Consider the following 26,489-nt stretch of genomic DNA (forward strand, 5'->3'; position numbering starts at 1 on the left):
CGGAAGCCGCGCGTCGTGACGAGCAGCGTGCGGTCGCCCTTGCGCTCGAGCAGCGCGTTGGTGGCCACCGTCGTGCCCATCTTCACGCACTCGACGCGGTCCGGCGTGATCGGCTCGCCGGCCGCAAGGCCCAGCAGGCGGCGGATGCCCTCGATCGCTGCGTCGCGATAGGCCTCGGGGTTCTCGCTGAGCAGCTTGGCGGTCGCGAGCGTGCCGTCGGGGCGGCGGGCGACGATGTCGGTGAAGGTGCCGCCGCGGTCGATCCAGAACTGCCAGCGCGAGGCGCGGGACGACGTTGCTTGCATGGGATTCGGTTCCTGGATTGGAGAAGGGGTCAGTTCAAGTGCAGGTCGCGGCCGCGTGTCTCGGGCAGCAGCAACGCAGCCAGCACCACAAGCGCATAGGCGGTGCCGGCGCAGGCACCGATCGCGCCGGCCAGCGAAACGTGGAACTGGTCGCTCAGCACGCCGACCGCCGCGGGGAAGGTGGAACCGATGCCGCGTCCGAAGTTGTAGCAGAAGCCCTGGCCGGAACCGCGGATCTCGTTCGGGAACAGCTCGGCCAGGAAGGCCCCCGCGCCGCTGAAGATGCCGGACATGAAGAAGCCGAGGGGGAAGCCGAGCAGCAGCATCGCGCCATCGGTGATCGGCAACAGCATGTACGAGACGACCAGCGAGCCGGCGCCGAGCGCGAACAGGATGAACGCAACGCGGCGACCCAGGCGATCGGACAGGTAGGCGCCGCTCAGGTAGCCGATGAAGGCGCCCACGATGAACATCGCCTGGTAGCCGCCGCTGCCCAGCACGGTCAGGTGGCGTTCGGTCTTCAGGAAGGTCGGCAGCCAGACGCTGATCGCGTAGTAGCCGCCCTGCATGCCCGTGAACATCAGGCTGGCCAGCACCGTCCTGCGCAGCACGCCCTGCTTCGGGCTGAAGATGCCGAGGAAGCTGGCCCGGCGCTGGCCGGCACGCACTTCTGCCCGCGAGCGCAGGTAGATCTCGGGATCCTTGATCGAGCGCCGGATGAAGATGATCAGCAGCGCCGGCACCACGCCGAGGAAGAACATCACCCGCCACGACTGCTCGGGCGGCAGCCACGAGAACAGCGCCACCGAGACCAGCACCGCCGCGCCCCAGCCGACGGCCCAGCTGCTCTGCACGAGGCCGACCGCCTTGCCGCGGTAGTCGGGCCGGATCGCCTCGGCGATCAGCACCGAGCCCACCGCCCATTCGCCGCCGAAGCCCAGGCCCTGCAGGATGCGCGCGAGCATCAGCTGGCCCGGCGTCTGCGACAGCCCGCAGGCGAAGGTGAACAACGCGAAGACCAGGATGGTCAGCTGCAGGATGCGCACCCGCCCGTACCGGTCGGCCAGGATGCCGGCCAGCCAGCCGCCGATGGCCGACGAGACGAGCGTCGCGGTGCCGATCAGGCCGATCTCGGTCTTGGAGACGCCCCACAGCGACAGCAGGATGGGCGTCACCAATGGCAGCGTGTAGTAATCGAACGCATCCACGCCGTAGCCGCCGAAGGACGCGGCCAGCGTGCGCCGCTCGCCACCGTTGAGCTGGCCGAGCCAGGACGTGCGCCGCGGCGGTGCACCGGTGGCGGCGGGGTGGGTGGTGGTGCTGTCGAGCATGTCTTGTCTCCTTTGATTCGCTGTCTCTGGGTCTTCAGTGGTCGGCCAGCTGGTGGTTCAGCCAGTCCGTGATCAGCATCGCGCCGGGGGCATGCGTGATGCACAACTCGGGCCGTGCGGCGGCGAGCGCGGCTTGCGGTGTCACCCCGCAGGCCCAGAACACCGGCAGCTCGCCGGGCAGCACGTCCACGGCATCGCCGTAGTCGGGCCGGCCGAGATCGGCGATGCCGAGTGCCGCCGGGTCGCCCGCATGCACCGGCGCCCCGTGCACCCGCGGGTAGCGGGCGGTGATGCGCCCGGCGCGCTCGGCATCGTCCGGCCGCAGCGGCCGCATCGAGACCACCAGCGGCCCGGCGAAGCGGCCGGCCGGCACCGTGGCCCGGTTGCTGCGGTACATCGCCACGTTGCGCCCCTGGGCGACATGGCGCAGCGGCACGCCCCCGTCGAGCAGGGCCTGCTCGAACGAGAAGGAGCAGCCGATCACGAAGGTGACGAGGTCATCGCGCCAGAGCGAGGTGATGTCGGTCGGCGTGGCCGCCAGCTCGCCGTGCTGCCAGACGCGGTAGCGCGGCACGTCGCTGCGGATGTCGATGCCCTCGCCCAGCATGGGCAGCATCGGATCGCCCGGCTCGGTCACCGCGAGCAGCGGGCACGCCTGCGGGTTCGCCGTGCAGTAATCGAGAAACTCGCCCGCCCAGGCCGCCGGGAGGATGACCACGTTGCCCTGCACGTGCCGGCCCGCCAGGCCGCTGGTGTGGCCGTCGAACTGGCCGGATCGGATCGCCGCGCGGGCCCGTGCCGCAGTGTCCGCCGTGCCCTGCGTGGCGTGCTCGATCGACGTGTCTGCGGTCCCCATCTCGTCACCTCGCGCTCGTCGCGGCTGCTGGAATGGGGCGCATTGTGGGAGCCACCCGCGGCACCTCGCCAACGGGAAATTTCTCTATGAGGTCATCGATTTTTTCGATGCACCGGACTGGATCGCCTTGAAGCCCAGCAGCGCGTCCACCACCGTGCGGGTCAACCCCGAGCCGGGGTCGTCGCGGTAGGTCAGGAAGATCGGCAGCGGGGGCAGCGCGACCTCGCAGGGCAGCACGCGCAGCGGCTGGCGCTCGGCCAGGCGGCGCACCACCGCCAGCGGCAGCGTGGCGACGCCGAGGCCGCCTTCGACCAGTTCGACCATGGCCGACACCGACGAGATCGCGTGCACCTTGAGCCGCGTGTGGCCGGCCTGGCGCATCAGGTCCACCAACGCGACATGCGGCTGCGATCCGCGCTGGAAGGTCAGCAGTTCCAGCGTGGCCAGGTCGGCCAGCGAGTAGCGGCGCTTGCGGTGCAGGGCGGCGTGGCCGACGAAGCACATCGGCATCGGCGGCAGCGCCTGCTGGCGCAGCCCCTCGCCCGGCGCCGGCAGCGCGGCCAGCGCCAGGTCGAGCCGGCCGCGGCGCATCTGGTCGACCAGCACTGGCGTGGTTTCCACCGTCAGCTCCAGCTCGAGGCCGGGCTGCGCGGCGCGCATTTCGCGCACCCAGTCGATCAGCCAGGAGTGCAGCACCGATTCGATCGCGCCGATGCGCAGGCTGAAGGCCGATTCGGCACTGCGCCCCATCTCGTCGCGGATCTCGCGCTGCAGCGACAGCAGCCGCTCGGCCATCACGAGGAAGCGGCCGCCGGCGGCCGTCAGCCGCACCTGCTTGTCGCGCCGATCCAGCAGCAGCACGCCAAGCTCGTCTTCCAGCGCCGCGATGCGGCTGGACATCGCCGACTGGGTGATGAAGAGCTTCTCCGCCGCGCGCGACACGCTCTTGAGCGTGGCCACCCAGTAGAAGGCTTCGACGAAACGCAGGTTCATGACGTGCGATTGTGGCGGCCGCACGGCGGCGAATTGCGCCGGATTGGGCCGGCTTTTCCGGGCACGCCGGGTGGCGTCGATTCGTAGCATGGAAGGGCCCGGCCGCACGCGTGTTGCGTCGGCCGTGGCCGAACGAGCCCCGGCCATGTCCGACCTGTCCACGCAGCTGTCCCTGGTTCCCAACGAACTGGACGCCCTCTCGCCGCCGCGCCGCGCCGCCGCGCGCGGAGCGGCCTTCGCATGGCCGACGCCGCCGTACGCCGTCTACCCCGACGCCGCGCCGCTGCTCGCCGCCGAACCTTGCGAGGTGCTGGGCCTGAACGGCAAGGCGATGCTGGCAAGCCTGATCGCCTTCGACCCGATGGTCGGCGTGGCCCAGGTGCAGGTGCCGCCGGCCCGGGCCCCCATGCCGCTGCGGCTGTCGCAGTTCCGCAGTCTCACCTTGACCACGCCGCTGCGCCCGGCGATCAGCGTTGCCACCGGCGCGCCAGGGCAGTTGCTCGATTTCCATCCCGCCGCCGACTACACGGTGCGGCTCGCCGGAGGCGGCGAATTGGTCGGCCGCACCATCGGCCACCTCGAGGTGCCGCAAGGCCTGTTTCTCTTCCCGCCGGTGGGCGACCAGGGCGCCGTGCTGCGCCTGTTCTGCCCGCGCAGTGCCTACGACTCGTTCGCGGTCGGGCCGCGCGTGGGCGAGGTGCTGGTGGCCGAGGATTCGGCCACGCCGGTGCAGATCAACGCGGCATTGGCCGAGCAGTCGCGCCTGCGCGAACAGCGCATCGGCGACGTGCTGCTCGCCGCCAAGGTCGTCACGCCCGAGCAGATGGCGCAGGCGCTCGATGCGCAATCGCGCATGCCGATGGTGCGTGTCGGCGAGGCCCTGCTCGCGCTCGGTTTCATCACCTCGGGCCAGCTCGAAGATGCCCTGGCGCGCCAGCGCGAAGATCGCTCGGTGCCCCTGGGCGAGATCCTCGTGCGCAGCGGCGCGGTGCAGCGGCAGGACCTGCGCACCGCGCTGGCCCGCAAGATGGGCTACCCGGTGGTCGACGTCGACGTCTACCCGATCGAGGCCGAGGCGGTGCGCAAGGTGCCGGTGGCTGCCGCCAAGCGCCTGGGGGTGCTGCCGCTGCAGCAGCTGCCCGGCCGGCTGGTCGTGGCAATCGAAGACCCGTCGCGGCGCGACGTGCTCGACGAGGTCGAATTCCTGGCCCAGTGCAAGGTCGTGCCGGTGCTGCCGGCCGCCGACCACCTGGCGCGCAGCATCGCGCAGGTCTACCAGAAGCACGGCTTCGACGACGGCAGCGTCGGCGGGCTGGTCGACGGCAGCGGCGCGATCAACTTCGACGAAGGCGGCACCGACAGGCTGCTCGCCGCCCTCGAGCAGTCGTTCGACAGCGGCCACGCCCATTCCGAAGAGGAAGCGCCGATCGAGCAGAGCGACAACTCGCTCGTGCGCCTGATCAACACGATGATCGTCGAGGCACATGCACAGCGCGTCTCCGACATCCACATCGAGACGCACCCGGGCCGCGAGAAGGTGCGCATCCGCTTCCGGCGCGACGGCGTGCTCAAGCCCTACCTCGAGCTCCCGCACACCTACCGCAGCGCGCTGATCGCGCGGTTGAAGATCATGTGCGACCTCGACATCTCCGAGCGCCGCCGGCCGCAGGACGGCAAGATCGCCTTCAGCCGCTTCGTGGCGAGTTGCCCGATCGAGCTGCGCGTGGCGACCATTCCGACTGCCAACGGCCTGGAGGACGCGGTGCTGCGCATCCTGGCCTCGGCCAAGCCGATCCCGCTCGACCAACTCGGCATGTCACCGGACAACCTCGCGGCGCTCAAGCACGCCATCGGGCGGCCCTACGGCATGGTGCTGTGCGTCGGCCCCACCGGCTCGGGCAAGACGACCACGCTGCATTCGGCACTCAGCCACATCAACACACCCGAACGCAAGATCTGGACGGCCGAGGACCCGGTGGAAATCACCCAGCCGGGGCTGCGCCAGGTGCAGGTCAACCCGAGGATCGACTGGACCTTCGCGAAAGCGCTGCGCGCCTTCCTGCGCGCCGACCCGGACGTGATCATGGTCGGCGAAATCCGCGACCAGGAGACAGCCCAGATCGCCGTCGAATCGTCGCTGACCGGCCACCTGGTGATGTCCACGCTGCACACCAACAGCGCGGCCGAGACCATCACCCGCCTGCTCGACATGGGCATGGATCCGTTCAACTTCGCCGATTCGCTGCTCGCCGTGCTGGCCCAGCGCCTCGTGCGCCGGCTGTGCCCGCACTGCCGCACGGCCAGGCCGGCACATGCCGACGAAATCGACGAATGGCTGCACGACTACCTGCACGCCTGGGCCGACCCGGCCGCCGCGCCGGCGCCCGACGCGGTGATCGCCGGCTGGACCGACCGCTTCGCCGGCACCGACGGCCGGCTGCAGGCCTGGCGCGCACCGGGCTGCGAGAAGTGCGAGCACAGCGGCCTGCGCGGGCGCGCCGGCATCCACGAACTGCTGCTGGTCTCGCGCGAGCTGCGCCACCTGATCCAGACCGGCGCACGCGCCGAACAGATCCAGCGCCAGGCGATGGCCGAAGGGCTGCGCACGCTGCGCCAGGACGGGCTCGAGAAGGTGCTCGCCGGCCTGACGACGATCGAGGAAGTGCGCGCCACCAGCAACGGCTGAGCGGACCGGCGCGGGGGCGACATCAGCGCGACGCCGCGGCCGACGGTGCGGTCGTCATCTCGTTGCCCTGCCCGGCGGGCGGCCACACCTGGCCGCCGAGCGGCCGCAGCCTGGCCTCGAGGAACTGGACGATGACCTCGAACACCGTCATGCCGGTGCCGTCGACCATGCGGTTGAAGATATCGGCATCGACCAGGCCGTGCCCGACGCCCGGCATGGTGATGCGGCTCGCATCGACGCCGGTGAGAAAGGCCCGGTGCATCGTGTCCGTGGTCAGCGGGTAGTCGATCAACGCGTCGGCTGTGCCGGCCACCACGAGCAGCGGCGCTTCGCCGGGCATCATCGTCTCGTGCGGGAAGAAGTCGCCCCACAGGTCGACCACCGCGTGCAGGCCGGCGTCGCCCACGCCGAGGTTGTCACCCATATAGGCCATGCTGAGCGAGGTGGTCGCGCCGGACGACGGGCCCATCATGCCGAACGCGGCCAGGTCCAGCTGGTCGTCCGCGCCCCTGGATCGGATCCAGGCCTGCAGCTTGAAGGCATCCTCGACGGCCATCAGCGCCTCCACCGCCGTCGAGACCGGGTAGGGGCCTTGCGCGGCCAGCGCTTTGTAGGCCTCGAGCTCGTCCGGCGTCATCGTCTCGGACACCGGTGCCACGTCGTGCCACAGCCGCGGGCGGTATTCGGCGACGAAGACGGCAAACCCGGCGCGTGCCAGCTCGACGGCCATCTGCACGATGGGCGGTTGCCGCTTGCCGACGACGGTATCGCCGAATCCGCCGCCGGGCAGCAGCATCACCGGCGGGTGCATCACGCCCGGCGCGTTGCTGCAGGTGGTGGGCAGGTAAGCGTCGAGCCGCAGCGGCATCTGCACGCCCTGCTCCATCTGGCCATAGGCGTACAGCTGGTCGAGTTGGGTGCGGTATTCGCAACTCAGCTGGGCGGCGTGCGCACGGCAGGCCAACATCACCAGAAGCCACCAGAGCGCGGCGAGGCGCCCGCATCGTTCGAGCCGCTTCATGCTCATCCCCCCTTGCGCTGCATCGAGGCCACGCATCAGACGCGGCAATTCTGCGCGCCGGGCGCGGCCCGGAAATGAGAATTCGCAATCACCCGGCTCGCGGCCGAGCCACGTCAGCGCGGGTGGGGCACGTGGCCGACGCCGAGGTTCATCGCGTTGAGCAGGTCACCGTTGTCCTGCGACAGCTCCCACGCGAACACGCCGGCCAGGCCGTGCTCCCGCGCGAAGCGCCCCTTCTCCAGCACGGCGCGTGGGTCGTCGTAGCCGAGGTACATCCGCGAGCGCTCGTTCCACAGCGCGTAGCTGCCGGCTTGCGCGTCGTGCACGAGCTCGAAGCCGTCGCGGCCGCGACCTTGGCCATCGAGGTAGCGCGCCGCGATCTCGCGATACGGCATCGAGCCGTCGGCGCCGGCGAACACGCCTTCACGCGGGCTGCCGTTGAAGCCGGTGCCCGGTGCGGGCGGCTTCACGCCGGTGAAGCCCCGGCCATACATCGCAACCCCGGCCACGAGCTTGGAAGCCGGAACGCCCGCGGCGAGCATCGTGCGCAAGCCGCCGGCCAGGCTGTCGTCGTCGGCCGGGCCACGCCCGTGCAGCGGCGTGTGGTGCCCGGCCCGCGATGTCCACGGCCCGTAGTAGTCGTAGGTCATCATGAAGATGAGGTCGAGGGCCTTCGCGGCCTCGCGGTAGTTGACCTTCGCGACCAGTGCCGGGCTGGTGTTGATCGCGCTGGTCACGAGGTAGACCCGCCCGGTCTCGGCCGACAGCGCATCGAGCGCCTTGCGCAGCGCGTGCATCAGGTCCGCATAACCCTGGCCATCGGCCGGCGTGCCGAGCGCCGCGCCGTTGGCGCTGCCGTTCGACGTGGGGTGCTCCCAGTCGATGTCGACACCGTCGAAGCCGGGGTGGGTGCGCAGGAACCGGGCCACCGAGGTGGCGAAACGCGCGCGCCTGGCGGCGTCGTTGGCGAAGTGGAAGAACGGGTCGGAGCCACCCCAGCCGCCCACCGAGGCCAGCACCGTCACGTGCGGCGCGCGCGCCTTCAGGCGCACGAAGGCCTCGCCGAAGCGGCTGTCGATGGCGCTGTCGGCCAGCTCGTGCTCGGCCTGCCCCTCGCAGCGCGGCGCGTCCTGCGGCCGCTGGCCCGGCCCGCAGACATGCAGGAAAGCGTAGAGCAGATGGGTCACGTTGTGGCCATCCAGCCGGTCAACCAGATCGACCGGCTCCCAGCTCGGCACATAGACGCCGACGACCTGGCCGCTGCTGCGTTCGAAACCGAGAAAGCGCCCGCTGAACAGGTCGGGCGTCGGTGCTGCCCGTGCCGCCGCATTCGCCCCCTCCGCGGCGCCCGCCAGCGTCGCCGCCAGCATGAACGCCGCCCCCACCGCGGCGCGCAATGCGCCTGCCCGAAACCTGTCCACCTGACGACTCCTGCGGCGCCTCCGCCGATTTAGCACCAGTCTAATACCACTTAGATACCATATCACGATCATCCGGCATTCGTTGAACTGCAATCGTGGCGTTGACGCCGGGCGCGATGCTGTCTCCAATGTTCTTGACCGAACCGGGCGATCGAACGAGCGAGGACGGCACCATGCGCAAGCCAGAGAAAACCGACCCCGACCAGTCGACGCGCCGCCGCCTGGTGGGAACCAGTGCGGCCATGGCGCTGGCCAGCTTGGGGGCGGCAGCCCGCGCGGATGCGGCGCCGCAGGCGTTCACGATCAAGCGCGGGCGCTACGGCCTGACTGCCGACTTCAGCCCGGTCTACAACACCGTGACGGTCGTGCCCTGGAACGTCACCTACTTCCAGCAAGGCACCGACTGGACGCTGCAGCCCGACGGCAAGATCCTGATCAACACCACCGGCCTGTACCGCATCATCATCACGATCGACTGGGTCGCCCAGGCCGGCACCGACATCGACCTGCGCATCTACGGCATCCTCTGCACCCGGCTGGCTGCCCAGCGCCGGCAGCGCACGCCGACCCCGTTCCACGACGACCGGTTGGCCTGGGTCGACGTGCCCGGCTCCAACCCCCCGAAATCGGCGCGCTACCAGGGCCGCTGGGCGCCCGGGCTGATCCCGATGGGCGGCATCGTCGCCACCGAGGTCACGCTGGCCAATGCCGGCGTGGTCGGCATCGGCGACGTGGCCTTCGCCTCGCACACGCAGATCAGCGATGCGGTGATCGGCCCCGACGCGGTCAATGCCCTGGGCGTGCAGGCCAAGGTCGTCGGGCCCGACCGGGTGCGGGTATGCCTGTACAACCCGACCATCGCCGACGGCATCGTCGTGCCCGACGGCGTGCTGAACGTGGTGGCGATGAACGCCGTGCTCACCTGCGGCGAGAACGACGACGCGTTCCAGATGCTGCAGACGCCCATCGAGCAGGTCCAGGCCGGCGAGATCGTCTACGGCGTCGTGCGCTCACACGTTCGCAACGATTACCTGCAGGCCAACAAGGACTGCTTCATGCAGGTCGAGCGGGTGGGATGAGCCTGAAGGCAGCACGCCCGGAGCGGGCGCGTGGAGCGGGTGAAGGGAATCGAACCCTCGTATGAAGCTTGGGAAGCTGCCGTTCTGCCATTGAACTACACCCGCAGCGGGGGCGATTCTAGCCTGCGCGAGGCGATGGCCGTCCCGGCCCTCGGGCACAATTCCCGCCCGCTCCCTCTGTTCTTCCCGTGACGCCCCTGCCCGACACCCCGGCCCCGGCCGCCGATAACGATACCGACACCACGCCCGCATCACCGGCGCGCCGCGCCATCCGCAGCTTCGTGCTGCGCGCCGGCCGCATGGGCACGGGTCAGCAGCGCGCGCTCGACGAGCTCGGGCCCCGCTTCGTGTTGCCCTTCACCCCGACGCCCCTCGACGCGGCCGCAGCCTTCGGCCGCACGGCACCGCTGGTGCTGGAAATCGGCTTCGGCATGGGCGCTGCCACCGCACAGATTGCCTCGGAGCGGCCCGACACCGACTTCCTCGGCGTCGAGGTTCACACGCCGGGCGTCGGCGCGCTGCTCAAGCGCATCGGCGAGATGGGGCTGACGAACCTGCGCATCGTCCAGCACGATGCCGTGCAGGTGCTCGAGCAGATGATCGCCCCCGCCTCGCTGGCCGGCGTGCATGTCTTCTTCCCCGACCCCTGGCACAAGAAGAAGCACCACAAGCGCCGGTTGATCCAGCCGCCGTTGGTTGCGTTGCTGGCGAGCCGGCTGGCGCCGGGCGGCGTGCTGCACTGCGCGACCGACTGGCAGCCCTATGCCGAGCAGATGCTGGAGGTGCTGTCCGCCGAGCCGCTGCTCGAGAACACGGCCGACGGCTACGCGCCGCGCCCGGGCTATCGGCCGCTGACCAAGTTCGAGGCGCGTGGCCTCAAGCTGGGCCACGGCGTGTGGGATCTGGTCTTCAATCGGACCAGCGCACCCAACCCATGAAGTGGGTCAGCAGCACCAGCCCGCCGAAGGCGATGCGGTACCAGGCGAACGGCGTGAAGCGGTGGCTCGCGATGTAGTGCAGCAGCCAGCGCACGCACACCCAGGCCGCGATGAACGAGACGAAGAAGCCGGTCGCGAACAGCGGCCAGTCGGCCACGGACAGCAGCGCCCGCTCCTTCCACAGGCTGTAGGCGCCGGCGCCGACCAGCGTCGGGATCGCCAGGAAGAAGCTGAAATCGGTGGCCGCGCGGCGCGACAGGCCCAGCAGCATGCCGCCGATGATGGTCGCGCCCGATCGGCTGGTGCCGGGAATCATGCCCAGGCACTGCACCAGGCCGACCAGCAGCGCATCCCGGGGACTCATCGTGTCGGCATGCGCGATGCGCGGCTGCTCAGCCTGCTGGCGTCGCTCGGCCCACAGGATGATCAGCCCGCCAACGATGAACGAGGTCGCGACCACCGGCGCGTTGAACAGGTACAGCTTGATCGTTTTGTAGGCCAGCAGCCCGATGACAGCCGCCGGCATGAAGCCGATCAGCACGTTCAGCACGAAGCGGCGCGCGCCCTCGCTGGTCGGCAGGTGGATGATCGCGCCGGCCAGCCGCTGCCAATACACGACCACCACCGCGAGGATCGCCCCGCTCTGGATCGCGATCTCGAACACCTTGGCCTTGCCGTCGGTGAAATCGAGCAAGGCGCCCGCGAGAATGAGGTGGCCGGTCGACGAGATCGGCAGGAATTCGGTCAGGCCCTCGACCACCCCCATGATGGCGGCCTTGAGCAACAGCAACGGGTCCAAAGAGGGCGCTCCGGCAACAAGCAAAGCGCGGAATGATAGCGGTGCCCAACTCCGGGACGGGCTGGCTTGACGTCGGGCCACACACTGCTAAAATTACTGACCAGTCAGTCATTAATCGAGATGTCCGCCCCCACCCCCATTCGCCAACGCCGAAAAGACGCTCGCCCCAACGAGCTGTTGGATGCGGCCATGGCGCTTTTCGTCGAGAAAGGGTTCGCCGCCACCCGATCGGAAGAGGTGGCCGCGCGCGCGGGCGTCTCCAAAGGCACGCTGTACCTGTACTTCCCCAGCAAGGAAGAGTTGCTCAAGGCCGTCATCCGCCACACGCTGATGGCCGACATCGCCCGCGGCGCCGAGCGGGTGGCGCAGGAAGACGGGCCGACCGGCGCGCTGCTGCTCGAACTGATGACCGAATGGTGGGTCACCGTGTACGAGAGCCCCAGTTCGGCGATCTTCAAGCTGGTGATGACCGAGGTGCGCAACTTCCCCGAGATCGGCGATTTCTACCTGCACGAGGTCATTGAGCCGGGCCACCGGCTGATCGGCAGCCTGGTCCAGCGCGGCATCGACCGCGGTGAGTTCCGCCCGGTGGATGTCGATGGCGTCGTGCATTCGATCGTGCTGCCGATGGTCATGCTGTGCCTGCATAAGCACTCCATGGGCGCCTGCGGCTTTGCCGACTCGCACCTGACCCGACCCGCAGAATTCATTCGCCATCACCTTGATCTGGTGCTGAACGGCCTGCGTGCGAGGCCCGAAACGGCATGAACCCTTCTCTAGAATGAAAGGTTGTCCCGAATCACCGCACCGGTCCATGCCATGAACATCGAACAAGCCCGCTTCAACATGATCGAGCAGCAGATCCGCCCCTGGGAGGTGCTGGATCCGGCCGTGCTGCAACTGCTGGCAGTGGTCAAGCGTGAAGACTTCGTGCCGCCCGCCTACCGCGCGCTGGCCTTCGTCGACACCGAGGTGCCGCTGCCCGAGGGCCAGTGCATGCTGGCCCCCCGGGTCGAAGCGCGCCTGCTGCAGGAGCTGAAGGTGCAGCGCCACGAGTCGGTGCTCGAAGTCGGCGCCGGCTCTGGCTTCATGGCCGCGCTGCTGGGCCATCGGGCGCGCCGCGTCATCACGCTCGACAACCGTGCCACGCTGGCTCGCATGGCGGCCGACAACCTCAAGCGCGCCGGCATCACCAATGTCGAGGTGCGCGAGGCCGACGGCCGCAATGGCTTGGCCGAGGCCGGCCCGTTCGATGCAATCGTGCTGTCCGGCTCGGTGGCCAGCGTGCCCGAGGTGCTGCTGGCCCAGTTGAAGCCCGGCGGCCGGCTGATCGCCATCGAGGGCGCCGAGCCCATGATGCAGGCCACGCTCTACACCGCCCAATCCGGCAAGGCCTTCGCGAAGACCGTGCTGTTCGACACCGTGGCGCCCCGGTTGGACGGCTTCGCCGAGCCGACCCGCTTCCACTTCTGACCCGACGCATGAACGAGCCACGACGCTGCGCCGGGGCCCTCGCCCCCGATCCAGCGCAGCCCGTCGCCGGTTTTTGTCATCACGGCCTGCGCTGCGCGCAAGTCGTCGCATTCCGGCTGCGCCGGCGCTGCGGTCTCGCGTACAACCTCGCCGGCGTGGCGCCGCTCGGGTGCCGCTGATTCCACCGTCTGTCCAAACACAACGCATCGAACCGAGAGGAACCCACCATGACGCCGACGCGCCGCCGCCCGACCCTGACCCGCGCCGCCGGGCTCACGCCTCTCGCCCTGGCGCTGGCCCTCGGCTTCGCGGCCAGTGCGGCCCAAGCGCAGAGCTTGCGCGAGCTGTACGAAGCCGCGCGCGCCTATGACGCGACCTACCTCGCTGCGCGCGCGCAGGCCGAGTCGGCGCAGTACCGGGCCGACCAGGCCGGAGCGCTGCGGTTGCCCACCGTCGGGCTGCAGGCGTCGTCGACGCTGGTGCGTGCCGATGCCACGAACACCACCCGCTCGCTGAACGCCGACGGCGTGACGTACTCGACGGCCACCACCGACACCGAAGTGCGGACCACGACGAGCCAGGTCGCCCTGTCCGCTCAGCAGACGCTGTTCAACAAGGCAAACGGCGCCACCATCAGCCAGGCCGATCGCGGCGTTGCGATTGCGCAGGCCCAGTTGCGCGGCGCCGAGCAGGACTTGATCGTCCGCGTGGCCCAGGCCTACTTCGATGTGCTGGGGGCGAACGACACCCTGTCGACGGTGCAGGCCAGCAAGAAGGCCATCTCCGAGCAGCTCGCCTCGGCCAAGCGCAACTTCGAGGTCGGCACCGCGACCATCACCGACACGCGCGAAGCCCAGGCCCGCTATGACCTGGCGCTGGCCCAGGAGCTGGCCGCCGAGAACGACCTGCGCGTCAAGCGCCTGGCGCTGGACCAGTTGGTCGGCCGCCAGGGCGCGGCGCCGAAGGCGCTCGCGCTGCCGGTCACGCTGCCGCCGCTGGCCCCGGCCAACGTCGACGACTGGGTCTCCGGCGCCGAGGGCCGCAGCCCAGTGATCCAGCAGGCCCAGCTCGGCCTCGAGGTCGCCAAGCTCGAGACGGAAAAGGCCCGCGCCGGCCACCTGCCGACCGTCACGCTCGGGGCCGGTTACGCCAAGTCCTTCCCCAGCGGCACGACCGACACCAGCCTCGGCTCGACCCTGCTCAACTCGACTCGCGCCGGCAACGGCAGCAGCGGCTCGCTGGCCCTGACGGTCAACGTCCCGTTGTTCGCCGGCTTTGCGATCCAGAACCGCGTCAAGGAAACCCTCTCGCTGGAGGAGAAGGCGCGCAACGACCTCGATGCCGCGCGCCGCGGCGTCACGCAGGGCACGCGTCAGGCCTTCTTCGGCGTGCAGACCGGCCGCGCGCAGGTCAAGGCACTCGAGGCCGCCGAATCGTCGAGCAAGCTGGCGCTCGAGGCCACCCAGCTCGGCTACAAGGTCGGCGTGCGCGTCAACCTCGACGTGCTGAACGCCCAGACCCAGCTCTTCACGACCCAGCGCGATCTCGCCAAGGCCCGCTACGACGTGATCGTCAACGACCTGAAGCTGCGCCAGACCACCGGCCAGTTGCAGCCCGAAGACCTGCAGGCCGCCGACGCGCTGCTGGCCAAGTAGCCCGCTGGCGGGCGGTGGCCGCCCGCGGTCACCCCTGGGACAAGTTTCTTTACCACCGCGCATCGTTGCGCGGTGATCGATGTCATCCGACGGGCGTTATAAGAAGGCACATGCCTGCCGGGCATGCGTCCGGAGCCCCTGATGACCACTGACCCCTTGAAAGCGGCCATCGCCGCCCACCGCTTCGGCCTGGGCGAGCCGTCGCTCGCCGCGGTCGGCGCCGACCCCGCGGCCTGGCTGCGCGGCCAGATCGGCCCGGCCGACCCGCCGGCCGGTGGCCCCTTCCCGACCGCCGCGCAGGCCCTGGCCGCGTACGCCGAACAGAAGGTGCCGCTGAAAGGCCTGCTCGATATCCCCGGCAAGACGCCCATGGCCAGCAGCCCGGAGTTCGAGCTGCGCAAGATCATCGGCGCCGATCTGCAGTCGCGCCTGACCACCGCCGTCACCACGCGCCGCCCGTTCGCCGAGCGGCTGATGCTGTTCTGGGCCAACCACTTCTCCGTCTCGATCAACAAGGGCACGGTGCGCGGCCTGGCCGGCGCCCTCGAACGCGAGGCGATCCGGCCCAACATCGCGGGCAAGTTCGAGACGCTGCTGCGCCAGGCCTCGTTGCACCCGGCGATGCTGCGCTACCTCGACAACAACGCCTCGACCGGCCCGCACTCGCGCGCGGCACTGCGCGTGGTGCGCAAGGGCGCCGACGACGAGCGGCGCAAGAAGCTCTCGACGGGGCTGAACGAGAACCTGGCGCGCGAGATCATGGAACTGCACAGCCTGGGCGTGGCGGGCGGCGGCGGCGCCTACGGCCCGTGGGGTGGCTACACCCAGGCCGACGTGACGGCCTTCGCCGCGGTGCTGACCGGCTGGCGCGCCTACGATCCGCCGCGCGACGACCAAGCCGTGCGCTTCGAGGCGAACTGGCACGAGCCGGGCGACAAGACCATCATGGGCAAGCGCTACCCCGAAGGGGCGCAGGCGCTGGATCTCGTCATCCACGACCTCGCGCACCATCCCAGCACCGCGCGTTTCGTCTCGACCAAGCTGGCGCGCCACTTCGTGGCCGACGAGCCGCCGCGCTCGCTGGTCGACAAGCTGGCCGACACCTTCACGCAGTCCGGCGGCGACCTGGCCGCGGTGTACCGCACGCTGATCGACGCGCCCGAATCGTGGGACGGTGGGCTCGCGAAGCTGAAGACCCCGGAGGAGTTCGCGATCAGCTCGTTGCGCGTGCTCGGCACGGACGACCGCCAGCTGGCCAAGGGCAAGGATTCGGCACTCGGCAGCCTCGGCCAGCGCCCGCACACCGCGCCCTCGCCCGCCGGCTGGCCCGACAAGGCCGATGAGTGGCTGGGCCCCGACGCGATCTGGAAGCGTGTCGAGTGGGCCCTGCGCCTGGCCGAGCGCGTGGGCGACCGCATCGATGCGCGCGCACTGGCCCGCGCGAGCCTGGGGCCCCGGCTGAGCGAGGCCACCTACCAGCAGATCGAGCGCGCCGCCGATGGCACGCAGGCGCTGGTGCTGCTGCTGATGTCGCCCGAATTCCAGCGCCGATGATCGCGCCCGCCGCAAGGACACCCATGATGGAAATGAACCTCTCCCGGCGTCACCTGTTGCGCGGCGCGCTGGCCGCGAGTGCGGCCGCGGCCACCGGCTCCTGGGCCACGCTCGCGATGGGCGGTACCGCGGCCCCGGAGACGCCGCGCCTGGTCGCGATCATCCTGCGCGGCGGCATGGATGGCCTGTGGGCCGTGCCGGCCACCGGCGACCCCGACTTCGCGGCGGCGCGCGGCGCGCTGGCCGAGTACCCCGGCGCACCGCTGGCGCTGCGCGGACCGTTCGCCCTGCACCCGGGCTTCGAGCAGCTCCATGCGATGTGGGGCCGCGGCGAGCTCGTGGTCGTGCACGCCGCCGGCCTGCCCTACCGCGACCGCTCGCACTTCGACGCCCAGAACGTGCTCGAAGGCGGTGGCGAGCGCCCGTACCAGCTGCCCACCGGCTGGCTGGGCCGCGCGCTGGCCGCCGGCGGGCAACCGGGCCTGGCGCTGTCCACGGCGGTCCCGCTGCTGATGCGCGGGCCGAAGGAGATCGACACCTGGGCACCCTCGGCCCTGCCCGATCCCTCGCCCGACCTGATCGCCCGGCTGGCCAAGGTCTATGCGAACGACCCGGCGCTGTCGGGCGCGCTGATGCGGGCCCAGGGCCTGCGCACCGACATGCCGACCGCCAGCCAGATGACGGACATGGCCAGCGCCAGCACCGGCAAGAACGCGGTCGGCACGCTGCCCGCGATGGCGCGCAAGGCGGCCGAGTTCCTGCGCCAGCCCAAGGCGCCGCAGATCGTGATGCTCGAACAAGGCGGTTGGGACAGCCATGCCAACCTGGCCGCCGAGAAGAGCGTCTTCCTGAACAACCTGCACCAGCTCGACGAAAGCCTGGGCCTGCTGCGCGACGCACTCGACGCGCCCGACGCACAGGGCCTGTGGAAGCGCACGATCGTCGTCGTCGCCACCGAGTTCGGCCGCGAGGTCGCGATCAACGGCACCCGCGGCACCGACCACGGCACCGGCGGCGCGGCCTTCGTCGTCGGCGGCGCGGTGCGCGGCGGGCAGGTGCTTGCCGACTGGCCGGGCCTGGCGAAGCAGGATCGCTACGAAGGCCGCGACCTGAAGATCACGACCGACCTGCGCGCGGTCTTCAAGAGCGTGCTGGCTGACCACCTGCGCATCGCCAGCGCCGCGCTGGACAAGGACGTGTTCCCGGGCACCGCGGGCATGAAACTGCCGCCGCTGGTCAGGGCGTGATCAAGCGCTCGCCCGCACGACCAGCTCGAAGCCCAGGTCGACCACCGGCTGCTTGACGGCTTCGCGGCGCATCAGCGCGAGCAGCATCGCGGCAGCAGCCTGGCCGATCTCCGAGCGCGGCGTGCGCACGGTCGTCAGCGGCGGCACCATCTGGTCGCTGCCGGTCAGGTCGTTGAAGCCTGCGATGGCGATCTGATCCGGCACCTCGATGCCGCGGCGCAGCGCGGCGAGCAGTGCCCCCTGCGCCAAGTCGTCGTTGCAGAAGAACACCGCGTCGATCGGGGGGTGCTGGCCGATGATCTGCTCGAACATGCGGCCGCCGAGCGCGATCGACGAGGGCGCCGGGTTCAGCCATTCCAGTGTCGGCTCGTACAGACCCGCTCCCGTCATCTCGCGCCGCCAGCCCTCCAGCCGCTGCATCGTGCGCGGGTCGAGCTGCGCGGCGGCGAAGGCGATGCGGCGGTGGCCACGGGCCAGCAGGTGGCGCGTCAGCGCCGCACCCGCATCGGCCTGCGACAGGCCCACGCAGTGCAGCCCGGCCGCGAGCGGGGCCAGATCCATCATGTGGACACAGGGCACGCCGGCCTGCGCGATCAGCGCCCGCGTGGCGGCAGGCCGGTCGATGCCGGTCACCAGCAGCCCGGCCGGGCGGTGCAGCAACTGCTCGCGCAGCAGCACCGCCTCTTCGGCCTCGTCGTAGTGGGTCACGCCGATCAGCGTCTGGTAGCCGGCCGGGCGCAGCGTGCGCTGAACCGCCTCCAGCAGGTCGACGAACAACGCGTTCGACAACATCGGGATCAGCACCGCCACGTGGGTGCTGCGGCGCGACGCGAGCGCGCGCGCGGCCGGGTCGGGCACGTAGCCCAGCCGGTCGGCGGCCTCGCGCACGCGAGCCACCAGCGCCGGGTCGACCGCCCGCTCGCCGCGCAGCGCACGCGAAACGGTGATCGGGCTCACGTCCGCGGCCTTGGCCACATCGCTCAAGGTGACGCGGCCGCTGGCACGGCGACTGGGGGTGGCACTCGTCATCTAAGGGTTTGCACGAATGGGCGAGGTGGTGATGGTGATTAGGATAGCGCTATCCGGCACCTGTTCGCAAGCCGGCAGTTCCCCGAAGGCAGATACCAACTGTCCAGGAGCTTGCCGCCATACCAGGTCGCCGCTTTTTTGAATTGTCTGGGATAGCGCTATCCAAATGAGGAACTCGCTGGTCGTGATGGGGGTGTCGGGCTGCGGCAAGACCAGCCTGGCCGAGGCCGTGGCCGAGGCCCTGGGCGCGCGCTTCATCGAGGGCGACGCGCACCACAGCCCGGCCAACCTGGCCAAGATGCGCCAGGGCATCGCCCTGACCGATGCCGACCGCGACGGCTGGCTCGACACCCTGGCCGCCGAACTGCGCCGCCCGCCGTTGCCGGCGGTCCTGAGTTGCTCGGCCTTGAAGCGCAGCTACCGCGAGCGGCTGCGCGCTGCCGCGCCGGGCCTGCGCTTTGCCTTTCTCGACATCGGGCGCGACGAGGCGCTGCGCCGGGTCGCCGCGCGCGGGGCAGCGCACTTCTTTTCCACCAGCCTGGTCGACAACCAGTTCGCCACGCTCGAACGGCCGGACGGCGAGCCCGGCGTGCTGCGGCTGGACGCCACCAAAGCACTGGACCGCCTGAGCGCCGAAGTCACGGGCTGGATCGCCCGCGAGGAACAATCATGAACCCCGAAGCCCAACGCGAGCCCCCCGTGCAGCGCATCGCCCACGCCGCCATGGCCCTGTGCCTCGGCGTGATGGCGGTGGCCGTGTTCGTCAACGTCGTGCTGCGCTACGGCTTCGGCAGCGGCATCGCCGCCAGCGAGGAGCTGTCGCGCCTGCTCTTCGTCTGGATGGTCTTCATCGGCGCGACCGCCGCCTACCCGGCCGGCGAGCACATGGCCTTCACCAGCCTGGTCGGGATGATGAAGGACCGGCCCGCGCTGATGGGCCCGGCGACCTTGCTGATCCGCCTGCTCGTCGTGCTGGCCTGCGCGCTGCTCGCCTGGGGCGCGTGGCAGCAGGTGGTCGTCGGCATGGACAGCCGCTCGGTCGTGCTCGGCTATCCGACCGCCCTGCTGCCGATGCCGGCCCTGTTGTGCGCCATCGCGATCGGCGTGATGGCCGTCCTCGAAATCGTCAAACGCAAGCCGCTGGACCTGGGCCACGGCGCCGAGGTGGAGTAAGCCATGAGTTCAGAGGCACTCGCCTTCGTCGTCTTCTCGCTGGGCATGCTGGTGCTGATGGGCATCGGCATGAACATGGCGCTGGCCCTGGTGCTGACCGGCGCCGGCATGGCCTGGGCGCTGGACTTCTGGGATACCCAGCTGCTCGCGCAGAACCTGGTCGCCGGCATCGACAGCTTCCCGCTGCTGGCCGTGCCCTTCTTCATCCTCGCCGGCGAGCTGATGAACGCGGGTGGCATCAGCCGCCGCATCATCGACATGGCGCAGGCCTGGGTCGGCCACATCCGCGGCGGCCTCGGCTACGTGGCGATCGGCGCCGCGGTACTGATGGCCAGCATGAGCGGCTCGGCGCTGGCCGACACCGCCGCGCTCGCGACCATCCTGCTGCCGATGATGCGCCAGCAGGGCTACCCGATGGCCACCTCGGCGGGCCTGCTGGCTTCGGGCGGCATCATCGCGCCGATCATCCCGCCGTCGATGCCCTTCGTGATCTACGGCGTCACGACCAATACCTCGATCTCGGCGCTGTTCGTCTCGGGCATCGTGCCCGGCGTGATCATGGGCGCGGGCCTGATCGTCGCGTGGAAGTGGGTGCTGCGCCGCATCGAGCTGCCCGAGGGCCAGCCGCTGCCGATGAAGGACCGGCTGCGCGCGTCCGCCAAGGCCTTCTGGGCCCTGCTGATGCCGGTCATCATCATCGGCGGCATGAAGACCGGCGTCTTCACGCCGACCGAGGCCGCGGTGGTGGCCGCGTTCTACGCCCTCGCGATCGCGTTGTTCGTGCACCGCGAAATGACGCTCGCCGAGATCCACGGCGTGCTGGTGCGCGCGGCCAAGACCACCGCGATCGTGATGTTCCTGTGCGCCGGCGCGCAGGTCGCGAGCTACATGATCACCCTGGCCGACCTGCCCGGCACCTTGAGCGGCTGGCTGGGCCCGCTGATCGACAGCCCGCGCCTGCTGATGGCCGTGATGATGGTGGTGCTGGTGATCATCGGCACCGCGCTCGACCTCACGCCGACCATCCTGATCTTCGCGCCGGTGATGCTGCCGATTGCCACCAAGGCCGGCATCGACCCGGTCTACTTCGGCCTGATGTTCGTGCTCAACGGCGCGATCGGGCTGATCACGCCGCCGGTGGGTACGGTGCTGAACGTCGTCGCCGGCGTCGGCCGCCTCTCGCTGCACCAGGTGATCAAGGGGGTGAACCCCTTCCTCGTCACCTACCTCGCCGTGCTGGTGCTGTTCGTCGCCTTCCCCTCGCTCGTCACCGCGCCGGTCGCGTGGATGCGCTGAGCGCCCTCCCCCGTTCCCCCAGGAGACAACCGTGAAACTCACCCGTCGCATCCTCGCCGCCGCCACGCTCGCGGCGCTCGCCACCGCGCCACTGGCCTCGCTGGCGCAAGACATCAAGCCCCGGCTGATCCGCTTCGGCTACGGCCTGAACGAGCAGAGCAACCAGGGCCGCGCCGTGAAGGTCTTCGCCGACGCCGTCGCCAAGGCCTCAGGCGGCAAGATGAAGGTCCGCGCCATCGGCGCCGCCGCGCTGGGCCCGGACACGCAGATGCAGCAGGCGCTGATCGGCGGCGCGCAGGAGATGATGGTCGGCTCGACCGCCACGCTCGTCGGCATCACCAAGGAAATGGCGCTGTGGGACACGCCCTTCCTGGTCAGCAGCGGCCAGGAGGCCGATGCGCTGCTCGACGGCCCGGTGGGCCAGAAGGTGATCGCCAGGCTGCCCGAGAAGGGCCTGGTCGGCCTGGTCTACTGGGAGAACGGTTTTCGCAACCTGACGAACTCCAAGCACCCGGTGGCCAAGCTCGAGGACCTGAACGGCATCAAGCTGCGCGTGATGCAGAACAACGTGTTTCTCGACAGCTTCCAGGCCCTGGGCGCCAACGCGATCCCGCTGCCCTTCTCGGAGCTGTTCAGCGCGCTCGAGACCAAGACGGTCGACGGCCAGGAGAACCCGTACAACACCATCCTGTCGAGCAAGTTCTACGAGGTGCAGAAGTACCTGTCGGTGACCAACCACGTGTACAGCCCGTGGATCGTGCTGGCCAGCAAGAAGTGGTGGGACACGCTGTCGAAGGACGAGCAGAAGGTGCTGGTCGACGCTGCCAAGGCCAGCCGCGACTACGAGCGCAAGGACACGCGCGAGGAAGCCGGCCGCGCGCTCGCCGAGCTGAAGGCCAAGGGCATGCAGATCAACGAGTTGTCGCCCGCCGAATCGGCCCGCATGCGTGACAAGCTGACCCGCGTGAACGCCAGCGTCGCCGCCAACGTGGGCATGGACTTGTGGAACGAGACGCAGGCCGAGCTGGCCAAGATTCGTACCCGCAAGTAACTCCTGGCAGGGACAATCGCGGCCCATGAAGACCACCCGCGTTGCATTGATCGCACACGATCACAAGAAGGACGACATGGTGCGGCTGGCGCGCGAGTTCCGCGCCCAGCTCGCCGCCTACCGGCTGATGGCCACCGGCACCACCGGTGGCCGCTTGCAGCGGGAGGCCGGCCTCGATGTCGAATGCCTGCTCAGCGGCCCGCTGGGCGGCGACCTGCAGATCGGTGCACGGCTGTCCATGGGCGAGGTCGATGCGGTGGTCTTCCTGCGCGACCCGATGACGCCGCAGCCGCACGAGCCCGACATCAACGCCCTCGTGCGCGCCTGCGACGTGCACGACGTGCCCTGCGCGACCAACCTGTCGAGCGCGCGGCTGCTGCTGAGCGCACTCGCCGCAAACGGCGATTGATATGGACGGCCGGCAACGGCGACTGATGGCTGCAGCCGGCAACGAAGCCTGATCAGCCGCCCGGCAGCAGCACAAGGATGCGCGCGGCCATGCGCGCCGCTGCACCGCGGTGCACGGCCGCAAAGGCCTGCGCCGCGCGCACCGCGGCCGCCCGTGCGGGCTGCTCGTCGGCCAGCAGCGCCTGCATGCGCGCCAGCGCCTCGTCCCAACCGCCCACCTGCCACGCGGCGCCGGCGTCCAGCGCCTGCCGCGCAGCTTCGGCGAAGTTGAACACCGAGGGCCCGAGCAGCATCGGGCAGCCACAGGCCGCTGCCTCGATGAAGTTGTGCGCCCCGAAGGGCCGGAAACTGCCGCCCTGCAGGCCCAGGTCGGCCAGGCCGAAGTACAGCGCCATCTCGCCCAGCGTGTCGCCGAGCCACACATCGGCCTGCGCATCGTCCACGGCCGGCCCATCGGCACCCCAGGCGCTGCGCCGGCGCAGCATCAACCCGCGCGACTCGATCAGCTGGGCGACCTCGTCGAACCGCTGCGGATGCCGCGGCACCAGCAGCAGCAAGGGCCGCGGCGCCGGCAGGCCCGCCCAGGCGCTCAGCAACTCGGCCTCCTCGCCTTCGCGCGTGCTGGCCGCCACCACCACGGGTCGCGCTGCTCGCGCTCGCCAGGCGTGGCCGGTGGCCAGTTGAGCCTCTTCCGGCCGCAGGTCGTATTTCAGGTTGCCGCAGACCTCGACCCGCGGCACGCCCACCGCCCGCAGCCGGCGTGCATCCGCCTCGCTCTGGGCCAGCGCCACCGCCAGCGCCTGCCCGGCCGGATGCAGCAAGGCCGCGAGCCGCCGCCCCTTGGCCGCGCTGCGCTCGGACAGCCGCGCATTGGCCAGCACCATCGGCACGCCCGCGCGGCGTGCCTCGTGCAGCAGGTTGGGCCAGACCTCGGTTTCTATCAGCACACCCACGCCCGGGCGGTGGCGTTGCAGGAAGCGCCGCACCGCGCCCGGCGTGTCGAAGGGAAGCCAGGCCTGGTGATCGCCCGGATGCAGCAGCGCGGCGCCGGCCGCGCGGCCGGTCGCCGTGCCATGGGTCAGCAGCAAGCGCAGGTCAGGTCGCTCGGCGCGCAGCGCGTCGATCAGCGCCTGCGCTGCGCGCGTCTCGCCGAGCGACACGGCATGGATCCACAAGGCGGCCGGATGGGCACGCCCATGGCCACGGCCCAGCCGCTCTCCGATGGCTTCACGGTAGCCAGGCTCGCGCCGGCCGCGCCACCACAGCCGCGCCAAATACAGTGGCGTGGCCAGGCGCAACAGACTGGAATAGGCGGCGCGCGCCAGCGCCCGCTTCATGATGGGCCGATGCTCAGTGGGCCGCGGCGGCAAACTGGGCGTCGGGCTTCACCTCGCGCAGCGCCGCCATGAAGTCGCGCTCGATACGGTGCAGCGCCTCGGGCGTGTGGCCCTCGAAGCGCATCACGAGCACCGGCGTTGTGTTCGATGCGCGTACCAGGCCGAAACCGTCGGCATAGTCGGCGCGCAGGCCGTCGATGGTGCCGATCTCGGCGCCGGGGAACCTGGCCGTCTCGCGCAGCTTCTCGATCACCGCATGCGGCTCGCCCTCGGCGCAGGGCACGTTCAGCTCGGGCGTGCTGAAGCTGGTCGGCAGGTCGTTGAGCACCGCGCTCGGGTCGGCCGAGCGCGACAGGATCTCGAGCAAGCGGCCCGCGGTGTACATCGCATCGTCGAAGCCGTACCAGCGCTCGGCAAAGAAGATGTGGCCGCTCATCTCGCCAGCGATCGGCGCGCCGGTTTCCTTCAGCTTGGCCTTGACCAGCGAGTGGCCGGTCTTCCACATCATCGGCTTGCCGCCATGTTCGCGCACGTCGGGCGCCAGGCGCTGGGTGCACTTGACGTCGTAGATGATCGTGCCGCCCTTCACGCGGCTCAGGATGTCGCGCGCGAACAGGATCAGCTGGCGGTCGGGGTAGATGATCTGGCCGTCCTTGGTGACCACGCCCAGGCGGTCGCCGTCGCCGTCGAAGGCCAGGCCCAGCTCGGCGTCGGTCGCATGCACCACCTTGATCAGATCGGCCAGGTTCTCGGGCTTGGACGGATCGGGGTGGTGGTTCGGGAAGTCGCCGTCGACCTTGGAGTACAGGTCGATCACCTCGCAGCCCAGTGCCTTCAGGATCGCCGGCGCGGTGGCGCCTGGAATGCCGTTGCCCGAATCGACGACGATCTTCATCGGTCGCGCGAGCTTGCAGTCGCTGGTGATGCGGTGGCCGTACTCGGGCACCACATCCATCACCGCGATGCGGCCGGTGCCGCGCGCGTAGTCCTCGGCCTCCATGCGACGGCGCAGGTTCTGGATCTCCTCGCCGTAGATCGCACGGCCGGCGAGCACCATCTTGAAGCCGTTGTAGTCCTTCGGGTTGTGGCTGCCGGTGACCTGGATGCCGCTCGAGCAGCCATGCCTGGCCCGGGTCGCGGCCACGTAGTAGACGATCGGGGTCGTCACCGCGCCGAGGTCGACGACATCGAGCCCGGTCGACGCCAGGCCACGCATCAGCGCCGCCGCCAGCCCCGGGCCCGACACGCGGCCGTCGCGGCCCACGGCCACCGCCTTCTCGCCGGCCTTCAGCGCCTCGGTGCCGAAGGCGCGGCCGAGGTGTTCGGCGAACTGCTCATCGAGCGCCTGGCCGACGATCCCTCGAATGTCGTAGGCCTTGAATGCGGATGCTGCAAGCTTCATGCGTCTTTCTCCTTGGCGGCGGATTGTAGGCAGGCGGGGTTTCGGCCCCGTTACGAGCGCCAAGCGGGAGCACGGGCCGTGCCGGGCCGCCTGCGCCAAGGCGCCGAAGACCCTTCAGGCACAGGTCCGAAAACGGCCAGCGGCAACGGGGGCGGCGCCTATGATGGCCGCCATGGACCCCACCGCCCACCTCGATGCCGACGCCGCCTACCAGGTGCTGCAGACGCACGATGCCCGCTTCGATGGGCGGCTGTTCGTCGGCGTCACCTCGACCGGCGTGTACTGCCGGCCGGTGTGCCGCGTGCGGCTGCCGCGCCGCGAGAACTGCCGCTATTTCGGCAATGCCGCGAGCGCCGAGTGCGCGGGTTTCCGGCCATGCCTGCGCTGCCGGCCCGAGCTGGCGCCGGGGCTCGCGGCGACCGATTCGTCGAATGCGCTGGCCCGGGCCGGCGCCCGCCTGATCGAACACGCCGTCGCGCAGGGGATCGACCTGGCCCTGCCCGCAGTCGCCGGGCGGCTGGGCGTGACCGATCGGCACTTCCGCCGTGTGTTCCAGGCCGTGCATGGCGTCAGCCCGATGGACTGGCTGGCCACGCAACGCCTGCTGCTGGCCAAGCGCCTGTTGACCGACACCGAGTTGCCGGTGACCCGCGTCGCGCTGGCCAGCGGCTTCGCGAGCCTGCGCCGCTTCAATGCGGCGTTTGCCGAGCGCTATCGCCTTTCGCCATCGGCCTTGCGCAGGTCGGCCGCCGGCACCGCCGATGCCAGCCGAGACGAGCCCGTGGCCGTGCGCCTGGCCTGGCGACCGCCCTACGACGCCGAAGCGATGCTCGGCTTCCTCGCCGCGCGGCCGCTGGTGGGCGTGGAAGCCGTGGCCGCCGGCACCTGGCGCCGCACACTCGCCCTGGTCGATGCCCGCGGCGCGCGCCACACCGGCTGGCTGGGGCTGCGCTTCGAACCCGCGGCGAACCAGGTGGCCGCCACCGTCAGCCCGGGCCTGGCGCCCGTGCTGGGCGCCGTGCTCGAGCGCCTGCGCCACTTGCTGGATCTGGATGCCGAGGCCACCGCCATCGACGGTGCGCTTACTGCACTGCCGGTCGCCCTGCGCCCCGGGCTGCGCCTGCCTGGGTGCATCGACGGCTTCGAGACGACCGTGCGGGTGATCCTCGGCCAGCAGGTCACGGTGGCCGCGGCCTGCACGCTGGCGGCGCGCCTGGTGGCACGCTTCGGCGAGCCGCTGGTCTCATCCGGAGCGGTTCCCTTCGACGGCCTGACGCACCTGTTCCCGACGCCCCAGGCCCTGGCCGAGGCGACACCCGAATCGATCGGCACACTGGGCATCGTGCGGGCCCGGGTCGGCGCGATCCAGGCGCTGGCCCGCGCCGTGGCCGAGGGCCGCATCGATCTCTCGCCTGCCGCGCCGATGGCCGAAACC

Annotated in this window: 24 protein-coding genes and 1 tRNA gene; 14 read left to right on the plus strand and 11 right to left on the minus strand. The window is 70.4% G+C overall.

Going from position 1 to position 26,489, the window contains the following annotated elements; genetic code table 11:
- From VJ693_RS08135 to VJ693_RS08150, 4 genes are all read right to left on the minus strand, one after another.
- A partial coding sequence (locus VJ693_RS08135; RefSeq protein WP_324153134.1) for a hydantoinase/oxoprolinase N-terminal domain-containing protein occupies nt 1-305 on the minus strand: 305 nt, incomplete at its 3' end.
- 29 nt (nt 306-334) lie between these two features.
- The gene (locus VJ693_RS08140) at nt 335-1,636 is read right to left on the minus strand and encodes an MFS transporter (RefSeq protein WP_324153135.1); all 1,302 of its coding nucleotides are present in this window, start codon (nt 1,634-1,636) and stop codon (nt 335-337) included.
- 34 nt (nt 1,637-1,670) lie between these two features.
- Complete coding sequence (locus VJ693_RS08145; protein ID WP_324153137.1) at nt 1,671-2,492, minus strand: putative hydro-lyase; 822 nt, start codon at nt 2,490-2,492, stop codon at nt 1,671-1,673.
- A gap of 84 nt (nt 2,493-2,576) precedes the next feature.
- Nucleotides 2,577-3,485 (minus strand): LysR family transcriptional regulator, encoded by a 909-nt coding sequence (locus VJ693_RS08150; protein ID WP_324153139.1) that lies wholly within the window; start codon nt 3,483-3,485, stop codon nt 2,577-2,579.
- Between the two features lie 145 nt (nt 3,486-3,630).
- Here VJ693_RS08150 and VJ693_RS08155 point away from each other — a divergent pair, with 145 nt between their 5' ends.
- On the plus strand, nt 3,631-6,171 hold the full coding sequence (locus VJ693_RS08155; RefSeq protein WP_324153141.1) for a GspE/PulE family protein: 2,541 nt from the start codon (nt 3,631-3,633) through the stop codon (nt 6,169-6,171).
- A gap of 22 nt (nt 6,172-6,193) precedes the next feature.
- On the opposite strand, the gene VJ693_RS08160 is transcribed toward VJ693_RS08155, so the two are convergent.
- Together VJ693_RS08160 and VJ693_RS08165 are read right to left on the minus strand one after the other, a co-directional pair.
- Nucleotides 6,194-7,192, minus strand: a complete 999-nt coding sequence (locus VJ693_RS08160; RefSeq protein WP_324153142.1) for a hypothetical protein — start codon at nt 7,190-7,192, stop codon at nt 6,194-6,196.
- A gap of 113 nt (nt 7,193-7,305) precedes the next feature.
- Entirely contained in the window at nt 7,306-8,613 is a 1,308-nt protein-coding gene (locus tag VJ693_RS08165) for a glycoside hydrolase family 18 protein (protein WP_324153144.1), read from the minus strand.
- A gap of 173 nt (nt 8,614-8,786) precedes the next feature.
- Here VJ693_RS08165 and VJ693_RS08170 point away from each other — a divergent pair, with 173 nt between their 5' ends.
- A complete protein-coding gene (locus VJ693_RS08170; RefSeq protein WP_324153146.1) occupies nt 8,787-9,692 on the plus strand; it encodes a hypothetical protein in 906 nt (301 codons plus the stop codon).
- Between the two features lie 31 nt (nt 9,693-9,723).
- On the opposite strand, the gene VJ693_RS08175 is transcribed toward VJ693_RS08170, so the two are convergent.
- Nucleotides 9,724-9,797: transfer RNA gene (locus VJ693_RS08175), tRNA-Gly, on the minus strand.
- 92 nt (nt 9,798-9,889) lie between these two features.
- Between VJ693_RS08175 and trmB the strand changes: the two genes are divergently transcribed.
- A complete protein-coding gene (trmB, locus tag VJ693_RS08180) occupies nt 9,890-10,630 on the plus strand; it encodes a tRNA (guanosine(46)-N7)-methyltransferase TrmB (protein WP_324153172.1) in 741 nt (246 codons plus the stop codon).
- Here trmB and VJ693_RS08185 read toward each other — a convergent pair.
- Nucleotides 10,602-11,429 (minus strand): undecaprenyl-diphosphate phosphatase, encoded by an 828-nt coding sequence (locus VJ693_RS08185; RefSeq protein ID WP_324153148.1) that lies wholly within the window; start codon nt 11,427-11,429, stop codon nt 10,602-10,604. The two genes, trmB and VJ693_RS08185, sit on opposite strands and share 29 nt — an antisense overlap.
- Before the next feature lie 66 nt (nt 11,430-11,495).
- Between VJ693_RS08185 and VJ693_RS08190 the strand changes: the two genes are divergently transcribed.
- The 5 genes from VJ693_RS08190 (at nt 11,496) to VJ693_RS08210 (ending at nt 17,358) form a co-directional block, all read left to right on the plus strand.
- Nucleotides 11,496-12,197 (plus strand): TetR/AcrR family transcriptional regulator, encoded by a 702-nt coding sequence (locus VJ693_RS08190; protein ID WP_324153150.1) that lies wholly within the window; start codon nt 11,496-11,498, stop codon nt 12,195-12,197.
- A gap of 51 nt (nt 12,198-12,248) precedes the next feature.
- On the plus strand, nt 12,249-12,902 hold the full coding sequence (locus VJ693_RS08195; RefSeq protein ID WP_324153152.1) for a protein-L-isoaspartate O-methyltransferase: 654 nt from the start codon (nt 12,249-12,251) through the stop codon (nt 12,900-12,902).
- A 227-nt stretch (nt 12,903-13,129) separates the two neighbouring features.
- Entirely contained in the window at nt 13,130-14,557 is a 1,428-nt protein-coding gene (locus VJ693_RS08200; protein ID WP_324153154.1) for a TolC family outer membrane protein, read from the plus strand.
- A 141-nt stretch (nt 14,558-14,698) separates the two neighbouring features.
- Complete coding sequence (locus tag VJ693_RS08205; RefSeq protein WP_324153156.1) at nt 14,699-16,111, plus strand: DUF1800 domain-containing protein; 1,413 nt, start codon at nt 14,699-14,701, stop codon at nt 16,109-16,111.
- Nucleotides 16,112-16,137: 26 nt separating this feature from the next.
- Nucleotides 16,138-17,358, plus strand: a complete 1,221-nt coding sequence (locus tag VJ693_RS08210; RefSeq protein ID WP_324153158.1) for a DUF1501 domain-containing protein — start codon at nt 16,138-16,140, stop codon at nt 17,356-17,358.
- On the opposite strand, the gene VJ693_RS08215 is transcribed toward VJ693_RS08210, so the two are convergent.
- Nucleotides 17,359-18,387: a LacI family DNA-binding transcriptional regulator gene (locus VJ693_RS08215; protein ID WP_324153160.1), complete on the minus strand. Its 1,029-nt coding sequence runs from the start codon at nt 18,385-18,387 to the stop codon at nt 17,359-17,361.
- Nucleotides 18,388-18,553: 166 nt separating this feature from the next.
- Between VJ693_RS08215 and VJ693_RS08220 the strand changes: the two genes are divergently transcribed.
- The 5 genes from VJ693_RS08220 to VJ693_RS08240 are packed head-to-tail and all read left to right on the plus strand — an operon-like array spanning nt 18,554 to nt 22,316.
- A complete protein-coding gene (locus VJ693_RS08220) occupies nt 18,554-19,060 on the plus strand; it encodes a gluconokinase (RefSeq protein ID WP_324153162.1) in 507 nt (168 codons plus the stop codon).
- Entirely contained in the window at nt 19,057-19,560 is a 504-nt protein-coding gene (locus tag VJ693_RS08225) for a TRAP transporter small permease subunit (protein ID WP_324153163.1), read from the plus strand. Before VJ693_RS08220 ends, VJ693_RS08225 begins: the two co-directional genes overlap by 4 nt.
- 3 nt (nt 19,561-19,563) lie before the next feature.
- Nucleotides 19,564-20,856, plus strand: a complete 1,293-nt coding sequence (locus VJ693_RS08230; protein ID WP_324153164.1) for a TRAP transporter large permease subunit — start codon at nt 19,564-19,566, stop codon at nt 20,854-20,856.
- A gap of 31 nt (nt 20,857-20,887) precedes the next feature.
- The gene (locus tag VJ693_RS08235) at nt 20,888-21,907 is read left to right on the plus strand and encodes a TRAP transporter substrate-binding protein (RefSeq protein ID WP_414652243.1); all 1,020 of its coding nucleotides are present in this window, start codon (nt 20,888-20,890) and stop codon (nt 21,905-21,907) included.
- 25 nt (nt 21,908-21,932) lie between these two features.
- Entirely contained in the window at nt 21,933-22,316 is a 384-nt protein-coding gene (locus VJ693_RS08240) for a methylglyoxal synthase (RefSeq protein WP_324153166.1), read from the plus strand.
- 52 nt (nt 22,317-22,368) lie between these two features.
- Here VJ693_RS08240 and VJ693_RS08245 read toward each other — a convergent pair whose 3' ends face one another.
- Together VJ693_RS08245 and VJ693_RS08250 are read right to left on the minus strand one after the other, a co-directional pair.
- Nucleotides 22,369-23,652 carry a 3-deoxy-D-manno-octulosonic acid transferase gene (locus VJ693_RS08245; protein ID WP_324153167.1) on the minus strand — a complete coding sequence of 428 codons (1,284 nt, stop codon included), beginning with the start codon at nt 23,650-23,652 and terminating at the stop codon, nt 22,369-22,371.
- A gap of 13 nt (nt 23,653-23,665) precedes the next feature.
- Nucleotides 23,666-25,054, minus strand: a complete 1,389-nt coding sequence (locus VJ693_RS08250) for a phosphomannomutase/phosphoglucomutase (RefSeq protein WP_324153169.1) — start codon at nt 25,052-25,054, stop codon at nt 23,666-23,668.
- A gap of 172 nt (nt 25,055-25,226) precedes the next feature.
- Between VJ693_RS08250 and VJ693_RS08255 the strand changes: the two genes are divergently transcribed.
- Nucleotides 25,227-26,489, plus strand: a 1,263-nt coding sequence (locus VJ693_RS08255; RefSeq protein WP_324153171.1) for a bifunctional transcriptional activator/DNA repair enzyme AdaA, incomplete at its 3' end; no start/stop codon positions are given.

The sequence above is a fragment of the Ideonella sp. genome, assembly GCF_035254525.1.
Classification (GTDB): domain Bacteria; phylum Pseudomonadota; class Gammaproteobacteria; order Burkholderiales; family Burkholderiaceae_C; genus Ideonella.

What these genes read in the sequence shown, in the direction of transcription:
- VJ693_RS08140 (WP_324153135.1), bottom strand. Translation starts at nt 1,636, where the DNA reads ATGCTCGACAGCACCACCACCCACCCCGCCGCCACCGGTGCACCGCCG.
- VJ693_RS08145 (WP_324153137.1), bottom strand. Translation starts at nt 2,492, where the DNA reads ATGGGGACCGCAGACACGTCGATCGAGCACGCCACGCAGGGCACGGCG.
- VJ693_RS08150 (WP_324153139.1), bottom strand. Translation starts at nt 3,485, where the DNA reads ATGAACCTGCGTTTCGTCGAAGCCTTCTACTGGGTGGCCACGCTCAAG.
- VJ693_RS08155 (WP_324153141.1), top strand. Translation starts at nt 3,631, where the DNA reads ATGTCCGACCTGTCCACGCAGCTGTCCCTGGTTCCCAACGAACTGGAC.
- VJ693_RS08160 (WP_324153142.1), bottom strand. Translation starts at nt 7,192, where the DNA reads ATGAAGCGGCTCGAACGATGCGGGCGCCTCGCCGCGCTCTGGTGGCTT.
- VJ693_RS08170 (WP_324153146.1), top strand. Translation starts at nt 8,787, where the DNA reads ATGCGCAAGCCAGAGAAAACCGACCCCGACCAGTCGACGCGCCGCCGC.
- VJ693_RS08195 (WP_324153152.1), top strand. Translation starts at nt 12,249, where the DNA reads ATGAACATCGAACAAGCCCGCTTCAACATGATCGAGCAGCAGATCCGC.
- VJ693_RS08200 (WP_324153154.1), top strand. Translation starts at nt 13,130, where the DNA reads ATGACGCCGACGCGCCGCCGCCCGACCCTGACCCGCGCCGCCGGGCTC.
- VJ693_RS08205 (WP_324153156.1), top strand. Translation starts at nt 14,699, where the DNA reads ATGACCACTGACCCCTTGAAAGCGGCCATCGCCGCCCACCGCTTCGGC.
- VJ693_RS08210 (WP_324153158.1), top strand. Translation starts at nt 16,138, where the DNA reads ATGGAAATGAACCTCTCCCGGCGTCACCTGTTGCGCGGCGCGCTGGCC.
- VJ693_RS08215 (WP_324153160.1), bottom strand. Translation starts at nt 18,387, where the DNA reads ATGACGAGTGCCACCCCCAGTCGCCGTGCCAGCGGCCGCGTCACCTTG.
- VJ693_RS08220 (WP_324153162.1), top strand. Translation starts at nt 18,554, where the DNA reads ATGAGGAACTCGCTGGTCGTGATGGGGGTGTCGGGCTGCGGCAAGACC.
- VJ693_RS08225 (WP_324153163.1), top strand. Translation starts at nt 19,057, where the DNA reads ATGAACCCCGAAGCCCAACGCGAGCCCCCCGTGCAGCGCATCGCCCAC.
- VJ693_RS08230 (WP_324153164.1), top strand. Translation starts at nt 19,564, where the DNA reads ATGAGTTCAGAGGCACTCGCCTTCGTCGTCTTCTCGCTGGGCATGCTG.
- VJ693_RS08240 (WP_324153166.1), top strand. Translation starts at nt 21,933, where the DNA reads ATGAAGACCACCCGCGTTGCATTGATCGCACACGATCACAAGAAGGAC.
- VJ693_RS08245 (WP_324153167.1), bottom strand. Translation starts at nt 23,652, where the DNA reads ATGAAGCGGGCGCTGGCGCGCGCCGCCTATTCCAGTCTGTTGCGCCTG.
- VJ693_RS08250 (WP_324153169.1), bottom strand. Translation starts at nt 25,054, where the DNA reads ATGAAGCTTGCAGCATCCGCATTCAAGGCCTACGACATTCGAGGGATC.